The sequence below is a fragment of the Paracoccus sp. SJTW-4 genome (assembly GCF_047716885.1).
Classification (GTDB): Bacteria; Pseudomonadota; Alphaproteobacteria; order Rhodobacterales; family Rhodobacteraceae; genus Paracoccus; species Paracoccus solventivorans.
In genome coordinates this window covers 2,382,042-2,394,983 of the sequence record NZ_CP136681.1, presented here as the reverse complement: position 1 = coordinate 2,394,983, position 12,942 = coordinate 2,382,042, and the positions used below count along the sequence as shown (strand labels likewise).

Here is a 12,942-nt window from a genome sequence, read left to right as displayed (position 1 = left end):
GAGTTGGCAGAAATCGAGCGCCAACTGACAGAAATTGAGGTTCAGGCTGCGCGCTACGATGGCGGTTTGATCGTGACCCTGCTCGATGCGCGCCGGGAAGCCCTCCTACTTGCGCGGACATTGATCGAGAACCGGATCCATGCGGAAGCCGGTGCCGCCACCGTGGAAGTGACTGTCCCTGCCGTTGAACCCGATGAAGCACGCGCAGCACGTATTCTTGGCGGAATGACCTCCGTTCAACAGCGTATCGAAGAGGCGGAACGTGAAGCTGCATCCGGTGGCGGGCTGATTCAAGCGCTCGCCCTCAGCCGCGCCGAAACCGAACGGCTCACGCTCGCCCAGTTGCAGATGGGCTATTTGCAGGCGAAATACGGGATCGCATTTCCAGTCATGGTACCCCAGCCTGCAGCGTCTGCGGCACCCGCTGCACAACCGGCCGACACGGCAACGGAGTCTGAGGAAGCCGCGCAAACGGTCGCATGGGCGGATTCGCGTTTCCCATCTATCGACTATACCCTGCTCCCGTTCGAGCAGGCCAATCGGGACGGAGACCAGATTTCAGGCTGGTGGACGATTGAATCGACTCGAGCAGCGGTGGATGACAGCCCGCAAAGATCGTTCAGCCAAGCTACCTCATGAGCCCGCGCGTCGGTAAAGCGCAGCGCGACAACGCCGAAGCTCATGTGAACGCTGCGGAATATCTGACCCTCGACATCAAGCAATTCTATCCTTCAACGACGCGCGGTATGATCCGGAACGCTCTGGTCGGGCAGTTTGGAATGGCCGCCGACGTTGCGGGATTGATCGCCCACCTGACCACGGCAGACGACAGGGCGTGCTTCGGCTCCCCGCTGACGCCAGTTTTGGCGTCTATCGTACACCGGCCCATGTTCGATGCGATAGCGAACCTATGTGCAGAGTATGACCTCAGCTACACAGTGTGGGTCGATGACTTAACGATCTCCGGCGATTGCATTCCCGGGGAGTTTCGCGCCAAGATTCGGACCATCGTTTCGAAGAGCGGGTTGCAGTCGCACAAACTTCGAATGCGAACGGGGAACCGTGTCGTGTTCATCACTGGCGTTGGGGTGGTCGGCTCAGAGCTGGTAGTTCCCCGCCGTCTAGAGTTACGAAGCAAGGAACTCTGGAGCGAATTTAAGGCTGCTGGATCATTCGACGCGCTGGACCTGGCGGCGACTCGTTTACTCGCACATCTCGGTGGAATTCGGCACGTTGTGGGCAAGGCATCCCAAAGGGGACGGAAGCTTGCCGATGAAATGAACTCTGTTCGGCAGAAACGCGAAAAGACCGCCGGGCGAATGTAGCACGCTTGACGGCGGAGATGACTGGCCTGAGATACCTTACGGACGAAGAAAAAGAAGAACGTAAGGAAGAGATCGCCGCTATCCCCTTCTAGTGCTGATCGCCCGATGGAAGATTCCGGGGGGCAGGTCACAAGGGATCGTTTAGTCGTCATTGACTTGCGGAGTCGTTGCTAAGACTCTGGCCGACGCAGAGCCCGTCACATGCCGCAGTTGGAGGATCAGCGGGCCGGCGCCGCGAAGATGGGGCATGCGCCAGACGAGTTTGCCCGACCTGCTTTTCATATGGTGCCCCCTGACCCAATGGGTTCTTCGAGGCATGCCTTCACGCTCATCAGCGGACATGTCCCCCTTCATGGCCGCGCCCCGCCTTGCCTAGGGCGATCTTCGTGATGAGCGTGCCAGGAAGCGGCCGAAGACGGAGCCGTCATTCTGCCGCATGATCCCATCCTTCCCCACGAAAGGTGGCACGATGATTATGTTCGCAAGGCGCGCGCGCCTATGCCGGAATCTGGGTCACGAATTTGGTAACCAGATAGGCATCTATCGCCTCGGACCCGCCCTCGGTGCCATAGCCGGATTCCCGTACCCCGCCGAACGGCACTTCGGGCAGCGCCAGCCCCAGATGGTTGATCGTGGTCATGCCCGCGTCGATTTCCAGCCCCAGCCGCTGCATGGTTTCGGCCGAGCGGGTGAACCCGTAGGAGGCCAGGCCGAAGGGCAGGCGGTTGGCCTCGGCGATCGCCTCGTCCAGCGACGTGAAGCGATTGACCACCGCGACCGGGCCAAAGGGCTCCTCGTGCATGATGCGGGCCGACAGCGGCACCTCGGCCAGCACGGTCGGGGCGAAGAAGTTGCCGCTGTCGCCGATCCTTTCGCCGCCGGTGATCAGCCGCGCGCCCTGCTCCAGCGCATCGGCGACCAGCGCCTGCAGCGCGGCAACGCGGCGGTCGTTGGCCAAGGGCCCCATCTGCACGCCTTCGTCAAAGCCGTTGCCGACGCGCGCCCCGGCCAGCGTGGCGCTGAAATCGTCCAGGAACGGTTCATACGCCGCGCCCTGCACCAGGAAGCGCGTGGGCGAGACGCAGACCTGTCCGGCATTGCGCAGCTTGCTGCCGGTCATGATGCTGGCGGCGCGGGCGATGTCGGCATCCTCGCAGACGATGACCGGTGCATGGCCGCCCAGCTCCATGGTGGCGCGCTTCATGTGCTGGCCGGCCAGTGCAGCCAGATGCTTGCCGACCGGGGTCGAGCCGGTGAAGCTGATCTTGCGGATCACCGGATGCGCGATCAGATATTCCGAGATCTCGGCCGGAACCCCATAGACCAGGTTGACCGCCCCCGCGGGCACGCCGGCATCAGCAAAGCAGCGGATCAGCTCGGCCGGCGAGGCCGGGGTTTCCTCGGGCGCCTTGACGATGATCGAACAGCCCGCCGCCAGCGCGCCCGACAGCTTGCGCACCACCTGGTTGATCGGAAAGTTCCAGGGGGTGAAGGCCGCGGCAGGCCCGACCGGCAGCTTCAGCGCCATCTGCGTCACACCCGCCGCGCGCGCGGGGATGATCTGCCCATAGGCGCGCCGCCCCTCTTCGGCGAACCAGTCGATAATGTCTGCGGCGGCCAAGGTCTCGCCCCGCGCCTCGGCCAGCGGCTTACCCTGTTCGCGTGTCATGATGGCGGCGATGGCATCCGCACGGTCGCGCAGCAGCTCGGCGGCCCGTCGCATGATGCGATAACGCTCAAAGACGCCGGTCGCGGACCACAACCGGAAGCCACGCTCGACCGCACCCAGCGCGTCGTCCAGGTCAGCACGCTCGGCATGGGCCAGCCGGCCGATTTCCTCGCCGGTTGCGGGGTCGGCCACGGCGATGGTGCGGCCGGTGCTGCCGGGCCGCCACTGGCCGTCGATGAACAGCAGCGTGTCGGGATAGGCGACGGTCATGTCATTCCTTTCGTGGGTGGCGGGATCGGCAACGGGTCAGAGGGTCAGCCACGTGACATATAGCCCAGCGCAGCCGAGATGGCATGCGCCGCCTCCAGCACCTGCGGCGCGATGTCCCGCAGTTGCTTGCGCTTGATGCGCGAATCCGGGCCCGACATGCCGATGGCGCCCGCCAGCTCGCCCGAGCGGTTCAGGATCGCGCAGGCGCAGGCGGCGATGCCCTCGCGCCATTCGCCCTCGGGGACAACGGCATAACCCTGTTCGCGGGCAAGCCGGATATCCTCACGCAGCTCGGCCAGCGTGGTGCGGGTGGTGTCGGTATAGCGCACCATCTGCCCTTCGAACCGGTCCAGATAGTCGTCGGGCATCTGCGCCAGCATCGCCTTGCCAGTGGCGACAGTATAGGCGGGGGCGCGGGCGCCGACGCTGGTATGGGCGCGGATGTGATGGGCGCTTTCGATCTTGTCGAGATAGACCACGTCGCTGCCGTCCAGCACCGACAGATGCACGGTCTCTCCGGTCTGTTCGGCCAGACGCGACATGGCCGGGCGGGCGATCTGGGTCAGGTCCATGCGGCGGATCACATGGCTGCCCAGTTCCCAGATGCGGGTGGTCAGCGCATAACGGCTCTGCGGCGGCACCTGCCGGACGTAGCCCTGCGCGATCAAGGTGGCCAGCAACCGGTGCACGTTGCTTTTCGTCAGCCCGAGTTCGGCGGCAAGATCGGTCACGCCGCGCGGCTCGTCGCTGAGCGCCAGCGCCTCGATCAGGCGCAACCCCTTTACGAATGCCTTGTCCATGTCCCGCCTGGTCTTTTCCTGCTGGCGCGGGCCAAAGCGGCCCGCGCGATTGTCATTATACATGGCATGAGGCCGGGGCCGACAACCCGGCCCCTACGTCACCCCGCCAGCAGCGCGTTCAGCTGTTCCTGGCCGTATTCCTCGTTGGTGGTGGTGCCATGGCCCGAGGCGGCGCCCCAGTAATCCGGGCTCCATTCGATGGCCTTGGCGAGGTTTTCGGGATTGTTCGCCCAGTATTTGGCGATCTCCGGGTCCGCCGCCTCATAGACCAGCGGCGAGGGCAGCGCGACCGGATAGGCCGAGGTCAGCTGCGCCGCACGTTCTGCATCCAGCCGCCAGGACAGCAGCTTCAGCGCGTTGTCGTAGTTCGGCGCCCCCTTGGGGATCGAGAAGAAGTCGTAGTAGACGAAGCCCTGGTTCCATTCGACCTCGAGCGGCGCGCCCTCGAGCGCCAGGATCGAGGTGGCGCCGGTATAGGCCATGCACAGGTCCGCCTCGCCGTCCAGCAGCAGCTGCGGCGCCTGCGCCGAAGTCGTCCACCATTTCGATACATACGGCTTGATCTCGGCGATCTTCTTCAGCGCGCGCTCCACGTCGACGGGATAGAGCTCGTCCTTGGGCACGCCGTCGGCCATCAGCGCGGCCTCCATCACGAAGCGGGGCCAGGCGGGCATGCAGCGCCGGCCCGGGAACCTCTCGGTATCCCAGAAATCCGCCCAGCTCTGCGGCTGCTCGCCGGAATAGACATCGGTGTTGTAGACCATGGCGACGCCGATGACCTGCAGCGCCACGCCCTTGGGCCGTTTGAGGTTGTCGGGCATGGTCGCCAGCGTCTTCTGCGCCTCGGGCGACAGCTTGGAATAGTCGATGTCGGCCAGGCAGCAGTCGCCCAGCAGCCTGGTTTCCTGATCAAAGATGAAGGTCAGGTCCCATTCCGTCTTTCCCGCGTCGACCTGCGCCTTGATGCGAGGGCCCGAGCGCGCCTCTTGCACGGTCACCACGTCGATGCCGGTTTCCTTCTCGAAGGGATCGTACATCACCTCGCGCAGCGCGTCGCCATAGGCGCCGCCGGGGTCCTGCATGACCACCTCGCCCTCGGCCAGTGCCGGTCCGGCGACCAGCGCGGCTACCGCCAGCGCCGGGACCAGGCCGGCGGCACTCTTGTTCCATGGCAGCATTTCATCCTCCTCCATTGGATTTCGCTTCGGTTCACGCGCCCCGGCCGCGGGCCAGCACCGGCCGGGCCAGGATGATGCCCCCCACGACCAGCAGCACCTCGAGCGTCGAGACCACCGCCAGCACCGGGTTCAGCTGATAGTTGATGTCGCCCCACAGCATCAGCGGCAGTGTCCTCATTCGCGGGCTGGACAGGAACAGCGACAGAACCAGTTCATCGAACGAGTGCAGGAAGGCGAAGAACACCGCCGCCGCCAGTCCCGGCGCGATCGCGGGCAACGTAACCGTCCGCAGCACCGTCAGCGGCGAGGCGCCGTGCACGGCCGCGCCCTGTTCCAGCCGTTGGTCCACCGCCTGCAGCGATGCCGCGACCACCACCACCACAATCGGGATTCCCCCGATCGCATGGGCCGCGGCCAGTCCCAGATAGGTGCCGACCAGCCCCAGTTTCAGGAACAGCGCGTAAAGCGACAGGCCCAGCACCACCGGCGGTACGATCATCGGGCTGACCAGCAGCAGCATGACCGCGGATTTGTAGCGGATCTTGCTGCGCACGATGCCCATCGCCGCCGTCGCCCCCAGCGTGACCGAGATCACCGCCGACAGCGAGGCGATGCCCAGCGAGTTCCAGAACGCCGTCATCCAGTTGCTGTCGGAAAAGAACTTCTCGTACCAGCGCAGCGACCAATCGGGCGGCGGAAAGGTCAGATAGCTGGCCTTGCTGAACGAAATCACCATCACCACCACGATCGGCACGATCAGCGTGGCGATGACACAGCCACCCAGAATGCGCACCGTCCAGCGGCCCCAGCTGGCCGGCAGCCGCCCCAACAGCCGCAGCAGCGGCCAGCCCAGCAGATCGGCCAGCACCATGGCGGGGCCGCGGCGGGGCGCACGGGCGCGGACCGCGGGCGCAGCGGCAAGGGTTGCGGACTTCGGCGGGGCATCGCCCAGCTTGCCGCCGCCCCAGATGAACTCGAACCCGATGATCCGGCCCGCTACGCCAACCACCACCAGGGTGATGACCAGCAGCACCACGCCCAGCGCCTGCAGGAAACCCTCGCCGGTGATGGAATCGGCCTGCTGGGTGATGTGCATGGCAAACATCTGGTCACCCGGCCCGCCCAGCAGCGTCGGCGTGATGAAAAAGCCCAGCCCGGCGACGAAAACCAGCAGGAACCCCGCGCCGATCCCGGGCAGCGTCAGCGGCAGCAGCACCCGCCAGAACACCGCCAGCGGCCCGGCGCCAGAGGCCAGCGCCGCCCGCACCAGCCCCTGGTCCAGCCGCGAGACCGAGGCATAGATGCTCAGCACCATCAGCGGCAGCAGCACCGCGGTCATGCCCAGCAGCACCGAGCCGCGGTTGAACAGCAGCGCCAGCGGCGAATCGATCAATCCCAGCGATTGCAGCAGCTTGTTGATCGGGCCGTTGCGGCCCAGCAGAACCATCCAGGCATAGGTACGAATGAGGATGGCGATGAAATAAGGCAGGATCACCGCAGTCGCGACCAGCACCTGCACGATTCCGCGGGTACGGTGGATCAGAAGCGCGGTCGGATAGCCGACCAGCACGCACAGGCACGCCACCGTAAAGGCGATCTTCATCGTGCGCAGCAGCGATTCCCAATACAGCGGGACCGAGAACACCCGCTCGAAATGCGTGGACCAGCTGGGCCCGGACATGCTGATGCGCAGCAGGTCGATCAGCGGCAGCAGATAGAACAGCAACAGGAACAGCACCGCCGGCACCAGCAGCAGCGCGGGGTTTCTCAGCCGGTGGCCCAGATCGGCGGCGCGGGTGGCGGGGGACAGGCTTGCGTCGGTCACGACAGCACCCAGCTGTCGGCTGCGCCCCAGCCGATATTCAGCCGTGTTCCGACCGGCGGGAGGTCACGCCCGGCAATGTCGGGGCAGCGGATCAGCAGGGTCTGGCCGTCGTCCAGCACCACCTCGATGCGCAGCACCTCGCCCAGAAACAGCGCTGAAGTCACGGTCGCGGGGATGCTGCCCGGCACCGGCGCATCGTGCAGCGCGATGCGTTCGGGGCGCACCAGCACTGTCGCCTTGTCATCCTGGATGCCGTTGCGCGACTCCGCCTCGAACACATGGCCGCCGGGGGTGCGCAGCACCAGGGTGCGGCCGTTGCGGCCGATCACCTGCGCGTCGATCAGGTTGCTTTCGCCGACGAAGGCCGCGACGAAGCGGCTTTGCGGGCGGCGATAGATCTCGGCCGGGCGGGCCACCTGCACGATATGGCCGGCATCCATGACCGCGATGCGGTCGGACATGGTCAGCGCCTCGGACTGGTCATGGGTGACGAACAGGATAGTGCTGCCGATGGTCTGGTGCAGCTCGCGGATCTCGATCTGGATCGATTCGCGCAGGCGGCGGTCCAGCGCGCTGAGCGGCTCGTCCATCAGCACCACACGCGGGCGCATGACGATGGCGCGGGCGATGGCAACGCGCTGCTGCTGGCCGCCCGACATCTGCGAGGGCAGTTTGCCGGCATGTTCGGACAGCCGCATCATCTCGAGCGTCTCTGCCACGCGGCGGTCGCTGGTGGCGCGGTCGATCCGCGCCATGCGCATGGGAAAGGCAACATTCTGCGCCACGGTCATGTTGGGAAACAGCGCATAGCTTTGGAACACCATGCCAAAGCCGCGCCGATGCGTCGGCACGTGCTGAATGGGCACGCCGTCGACCAGGATCTCGCCACCGTCGATGGCCTGGAACCCCACCAGCAGGTTCAGCAGCGTGGTCTTGCCGCTGCCCGAGGGACCCAGCAGGGTGATGAACTCTCCGGGTTCGATGTCCAGGCTGATGCGGTCGGCCGCGACGAAGGCGCCGTATCTCTTAACGACCCGCCGAATCGAGATGCCCGAACCGATCGCCTCCTGCGGGCGGATGGCTCCGGCCGCCTGAGCCCTGGGCGATTCGAGGCGCAATTCGCGCCGCGCCAGTATCTGCGCCATATTTCCCCTCCATCGTTCTATAATACAGAACGTCATTCCGTATTTCATTTTCTGCGCTCTTTCTTGCTTGTCAAGAAAATCCGCACCTCCGCTCAAAACTCAATCAAACATGGCAGAATGAATGGATTGACTTGTCGACCCGCCGCTGCCTAACATGATTTTCAGAATGATGTTCTGCATTTCAGAACATAAAGCGATGGGCGAAGGAAACCACATGCCAGAGGATCTGCGCGCGCTTGCCAGCCGCATTCGCCCAGGCATGTCGCTGGCGCTGCCGGTCGATTACGCCGGGGTGTCCATGGCGATGACCCGGCCCCTGATCGACCATGGCGCGGACGGGCTGCATCTGGTCTGCGTGCCGACCGGGGGGCTGCAGGTCGACCAGCTGATCGGCGCCGGGCTGGTGCGCAAGGTCGAAACCAGCGCCGTGTCGCTGGGTGAAGCCGGCGGCGCCCCTCGCTTCAATCAGGCGGTGCGCGAGGGTAGCATCCAGATCCTCGACGCGACCTGCCCGGCGATCCATGCCGGGCTGATGGCGGCGCAAAAGGGCGTGCCCTTCCTGCCGATGCGCGGGCTGATCGGGTCGGACGTGCTGGAAAATCGCCCCGACTGGCGCGTGATCGACAACCCCTTCGCCGCGGGCGATCCCCTTGCTCTGATCCCCGCCATCCGCCCCGACGTGGCGATCTTCCACGCCCCCATGGCCGACCGTGAGGGCAATGTCTGGATCGGCCGCCGGCGCGAGCTGGCTGCCATGGCCTATGCCGCCTCTGAGACGCTGGTCACGGTCGAACGCATCGTCGACCGCAGCCTGCTGGCGGATGAGCTGACGGCCGCGGGCACTCTGCCTGCGCTTTACGTCACCGCGGTGGCGCTGGCGCCGCGCGGAGCCTGGCCTTATGGGCTCTGGGGCGAATACGCCACCGACACCGCCGAGCTGATGCGTTATGCTGCCGCCGCCCGCACCGCCGAGGGATTTGCCGACTATATGACGCAAGAGGTGTCGGCATGACCGCCCTGCCCCGCGAAATCCTGATCTGCACCATCGCCCGCCTGCTACAGGGAGTGCGTCATATCGCGGTCGGTGCTTCGTCGCCGATGCCGGCCGCCGGCGCCATGCTGCGCCGCGCGCTGGATGACGGGCAGCGGCAGGTGCGGCTGTCGATCCTGGGATCGGTCGAGCATAACTTCTTCACCAACGGCTCGGCCGAGCTGTTTGACAGCGCCGGCCAGGGGCGGCTGGACGCGTTTTTCCTGGGCGGCGGCCAGATCGACGGGCAGGCCAATGTGAACCTGGTGGGCGTGGGCGACTATCCGCAGGTCAAGGTGCGCTGGCCCGGGTCCTTTGGCTCGGCCTATCTGTATTTCACCGTGCCGCGAGTGATCCTGTTCCGCGAGGAACATTCTCCTCGCGTGCTTGTGGACAAGGTCGATTTCATCAGCGCCCCCGGAGTCAGCGCCCCCGGCGTCCATCGCCCCGGCGGGCCGGTGGCGCTGCTGACCAGCAAGGCGCTGTTCCAGTTCGACCGGACTCGACCGGGGTTCACGCTGGACAGCATCCACCCGGGCCACGACCTGGATGAAATCCGGGCGGCGACCGGCTTTGCCTTTGACCATGCCGCAGTGCCCGCCACCACGCCGGCCCCCGATGCCGCCACGCTGTCGCTGCTGCGCGGCCGGGTGCTGGACGAGCTTGCCGAAACCTATCCCGCCTTCGCCGCCGACTGGCGCGGCGCGCTGGCGGCCACGACTTCCGAAAGGGCGCCCGCATGATCTCTCCTGGCTCACTGGCCAATCTCAAGGTAATCGACGCCAGCCGCGTGCTGGGCGGTCCCTATGCCGGCCAGGTCCTTGCCGATCATGGCGCCGACGTCATCAAGCTGGAACCCCCCGCGGGCGACGAGACCCGCGGCTGGGGCCCGCCCTTCCTGGGCGACGCGGCCAGCTATTTCCTGGGGCTGAACCGCAACAAGCGCGGCATCGCCGTGGACCTGTCGCATGACAAGGGGCGCGAGCTGCTGTTGGCGCTGCTCGAGGACGCCGATGTGCTGATCGAGAACTTCAAGACCGGCACGATGGAGCGCTGGGGCCTAGGCCATGACGAACTGGCGCGCCGGTTTCCGCGGCTGATCCATTGCCGGGTGTCGGGCTTCGGCTCGGACGGGCCGATGGGCGGGCTGCCCGGCTATGACGCCGCCATCCAGGCGGTTTGCGGGATCATGAGCGTGAACGGAGAGCCCGGCGGCACGCCGCTGCGGGTCGGGTTGCCGGTGGTGGACGTGGTGACGGGCTTGAACGCCGCCCTGGGCATCCTGATGGCGCTGAACGAACGCGCGGCCAGCGGCAAGGGCCAGTTCGTCGAGGCCAGCCTGTACGATTGCGGCATCTCGCTGCTGCATCCGCATCTGCCGAATTATTACCTGTCGGGCCAGGTGGCGGGGCCCTCGGGCAATGCCCATCCCAACATCTGCCCCTATGACAGCTTCGCCACCCGGTCCGAGCCGATCTTTCTGGCTGTGGGCAACAACCGGCAATTCGCCACGCTCTGCACCATGATCGGTCGCCCCGAGCTGCCGGAGGACCCGCGTTTCGCCTCGAACAGCCAGCGCAACATCCACCGCGACGCGCTGAAGGAGCAGTTGGAGTCCGCGCTGGCCGCCTTTGACTGCGCCGAGCTGGCCGAGCGGCTGATCCGGGCGGGCGTGCCCTGCGGGGCGGTGCGCAGCATCGACCAGGTAGTCGCCGACCCGCACACCGTCCACCGCGAAATGGTGGTGGACATCGGCGACTATCGCGGCACCGGCAGCCCGATCAAGCTGTCGCGCACGCCCGCCAGCTATCGCCGCGCGCCCCCCGCATTCGCCCAGCACAGCGCCGAGGTGATGGCCGAGCGCGCGCTGGACCCCGACAGCTTCCGCGAGGTGCTGCCGGGGCTCGACCCCGCACCGCAAACCCCACGCAAGCAAGCCCAGGGAAAAGCATGACCGACAGGCTGACCATCGGCATCATCGGCGACGGCTTCATGCAGCCCGGTTTCTTTGAAACCGCGCTGCGCGAGAAACTGCCCGGCCGTGAACTCGACATCCGCAGCATCGAGATCGACTGGCCGCTGCGCTTGAAGTCCACCAAATACGACCCCACCCTGCCCGTGGGGGAATTCGTCGGCCGCCCCGAGGATTATTTCGACTTTCTGCGCGATCTGGACATCCTGATCACGCATCTGGCGCCGATCACCGCTGACAGTCTGGACCATGCGCCGCGGCTGAAGGCCATTGCGGTGTCGCGCGGCGGGCCTGTCAACATCGAGATGGCGGCCGCCCGCGCACGTAGCATCCCGGTGGTGAACACGCCGGGCCGCAATGCCTCGGCCGTGGCCGAGTTCACCGTGGCCTCGCTGCTGGCCGAGACCCGCAACCTGATCCGCGGCCATCTCACCGTCGCCAGCGGCAAGTTCGGGCGCGAGTTCTATCACTATGCCAACGCCGGCCCCGAGCTGTGCGAGTTGACCGTTGGCATCGTCGGTTATGGCGACATCGGCACGCGGGTCGCGCGGTTGCTGCAACCCTTTGGCTGCCGCATCCTGATCTATGATCCGTTCAAGGAGCTGACGCCCGAGGAAGCCGCTGCCGGCTTCGAAAAGACCGGCCTGGACGAGCTGATGGCCCACGCCGACGTTGTCACGCTGCACCCCAGGGTCACCCCGGAAACCAGGGGCATGATCTCGGCCGAGCGGATCGCGATGATGAAGCCCGGAGGGTATATCGTGAATACCACCCGCGGGCAGGTCCTGGACTATGGCGCACTTTATGATGCGCTGGTCTCGGGCCATCTCAAGGGCGCGGCGCTGGACACGTTCGAGCCGGAACCCCCACCCGCCGACTGGCCGCTGCTCAAGCTGCCCAATGTGACGCTGTCGCCACATATCGCCGGCGCCTCGCGCTATTCCGCGATCAAGGCCGCGGGCATGATCGCTGGCGACATCGCCCTGATTCTGGACGGCAAACCCCCGCTCCACCCCTGCAAGTGAGGCTCCGATGACCGCCGAAGACCGCGCCCTGCGCATCGAACTGATCGAATCCTGCCGCGCCATGAACCGGCTGGGCATCAACAAGGGCACCTCGGGCAATATCAGCGTCCGTCACGGCGACGGTTTCCTGATCTCGCCCACCGGAATTCCCTATGACAAGCTGGAGCCGGAGCATGTCGTGGCGATGAGCTGGGACGCCACCTATGCGGGCGAGGTCCAGCCCTCGTCCGAGTGGCGCTTCCACCGCGACATCCTGCAGGCACGGCCGGACCTGAACGCCGTCGTCCATACCCATTCCACCCACGCCACCGCGCTTTCGATCATGGGGCGCGAGATCCCGGCGATCCATTACGTCATCGCCGCCGCCGGCGGCAACAACATCCGCTGCGCCCCCTATGAGCTGTTCGGTACCCAGGAACTGGCCAACCGCGTGGTCGAGGCGCTCGAAGGGCGCCGCGCCTGTCTGATGGCGCATCACGGTGTGATCGCGGCCCATGTCAACATCGCCCGTGCGCTGGCGCTCGCCGTCACCGTCGAAGAACTGGCCCGGCAATATCTGCTGTGCCTGCCGCTGGGAGAGCCGCCGGTGCTGTCAGACGAGCAGATCGCCGAGGTGCTGGTCAAGTTCAAGACCTATGGCCAGCAAAGCAGCGCCGCGGTGGAAGGGCTGCGTCAGGCATCCTGACCCATGGCCCCCATGCTT

At 65.9% G+C, this 12,942-nt stretch carries 12 protein-coding genes; 7 read left to right on the top strand and 5 right to left on the bottom strand.

The features are described 5' to 3' along the window. Positions 1–3 precede the first annotated feature (3 nt). Both RSP45_RS11735 and RSP45_RS11730 read left to right on the top strand, forming a co-directional pair. Positions 4–639, top strand: coding sequence for a hypothetical protein (locus tag RSP45_RS11735; protein ID WP_415392048.1), 636 nt, complete (start codon positions 4–6; stop codon positions 637–639). Then, positions 636–1,325, top strand: coding sequence for a hypothetical protein (locus RSP45_RS11730; RefSeq protein ID WP_415392047.1), 690 nt, complete (start codon positions 636–638; stop codon positions 1,323–1,325). The genes RSP45_RS11735 and RSP45_RS11730 overlap by 4 nt, the downstream gene beginning before the upstream one ends. A 496-nt stretch (positions 1,326–1,821) precedes the next feature. Here the strand turns inward: RSP45_RS11730 and RSP45_RS11725 are convergent, their stop codons facing one another. The 5 genes from RSP45_RS11725 to RSP45_RS11705 all read right to left on the bottom strand — a co-directional run bounded on the left by RSP45_RS11725 (position 1,822) and on the right by RSP45_RS11705 (position 8,212). Continuing rightward, on the bottom strand, positions 1,822–3,264 hold the full coding sequence (locus RSP45_RS11725; protein ID WP_415392046.1) for an NAD-dependent succinate-semialdehyde dehydrogenase: 1,443 nt from the start codon (positions 3,262–3,264) through the stop codon (positions 1,822–1,824). 44 nt (positions 3,265–3,308) lie between these two features. Then, positions 3,309–4,064 (bottom strand): IclR family transcriptional regulator, encoded by a 756-nt coding sequence (locus RSP45_RS11720; protein ID WP_415392045.1) that lies wholly within the window; start codon positions 4,062–4,064, stop codon positions 3,309–3,311. A gap of 98 nt (positions 4,065–4,162) precedes the next feature. Continuing rightward, positions 4,163–5,242, bottom strand: a complete 1,080-nt coding sequence (locus tag RSP45_RS11715; RefSeq protein ID WP_415392044.1) for an extracellular solute-binding protein — start codon at positions 5,240–5,242, stop codon at positions 4,163–4,165. Between the two features lie 31 nt (positions 5,243–5,273). Then, positions 5,274–7,067, bottom strand: a complete 1,794-nt coding sequence (locus RSP45_RS11710) for an ABC transporter permease subunit (protein ID WP_415392043.1) — start codon at positions 7,065–7,067, stop codon at positions 5,274–5,276. Further along, positions 7,064–8,212, bottom strand: a complete 1,149-nt coding sequence (locus tag RSP45_RS11705) for an ABC transporter ATP-binding protein (RefSeq protein ID WP_415392042.1) — start codon at positions 8,210–8,212, stop codon at positions 7,064–7,066. The genes RSP45_RS11710 and RSP45_RS11705 overlap by 4 nt, the downstream gene beginning before the upstream one ends. A 214-nt stretch (positions 8,213–8,426) precedes the next feature. Here RSP45_RS11705 and RSP45_RS11700 point away from each other — a divergent pair, with 214 nt between their 5' ends. Genes RSP45_RS11700 through RSP45_RS11680 form a run of 5 tightly spaced genes read left to right on the top strand, consistent with a single transcriptional unit; the run spans position 8,427 to position 12,924 of the window. Continuing rightward, the gene (locus tag RSP45_RS11700) at positions 8,427–9,224 is read left to right on the top strand and encodes a CoA transferase subunit A (protein WP_415392041.1); all 798 of its coding nucleotides are present in this window, start codon (positions 8,427–8,429) and stop codon (positions 9,222–9,224) included. Then, entirely contained in the window at positions 9,221–9,985 is a 765-nt protein-coding gene (locus tag RSP45_RS11695; RefSeq protein ID WP_415392040.1) for a CoA-transferase, read from the top strand. The genes RSP45_RS11700 and RSP45_RS11695 overlap by 4 nt, the downstream gene beginning before the upstream one ends. Continuing rightward, the gene (locus tag RSP45_RS11690) at positions 9,982–11,196 is read left to right on the top strand and encodes a CaiB/BaiF CoA transferase family protein (protein WP_415392039.1); all 1,215 of its coding nucleotides are present in this window, start codon (positions 9,982–9,984) and stop codon (positions 11,194–11,196) included. The genes RSP45_RS11695 and RSP45_RS11690 overlap by 4 nt, the downstream gene beginning before the upstream one ends. After that, on the top strand, positions 11,193–12,239 hold the full coding sequence (locus tag RSP45_RS11685; protein ID WP_415392038.1) for a 2-hydroxyacid dehydrogenase: 1,047 nt from the start codon (positions 11,193–11,195) through the stop codon (positions 12,237–12,239). The genes RSP45_RS11690 and RSP45_RS11685 overlap by 4 nt, the downstream gene beginning before the upstream one ends. 7 nt (positions 12,240–12,246) lie before the next feature. After that, entirely contained in the window at positions 12,247–12,924 is a 678-nt protein-coding gene (locus RSP45_RS11680) for a class II aldolase/adducin family protein (protein ID WP_415392037.1), read from the top strand. Positions 12,925–12,942 lie beyond the last annotated feature (18 nt).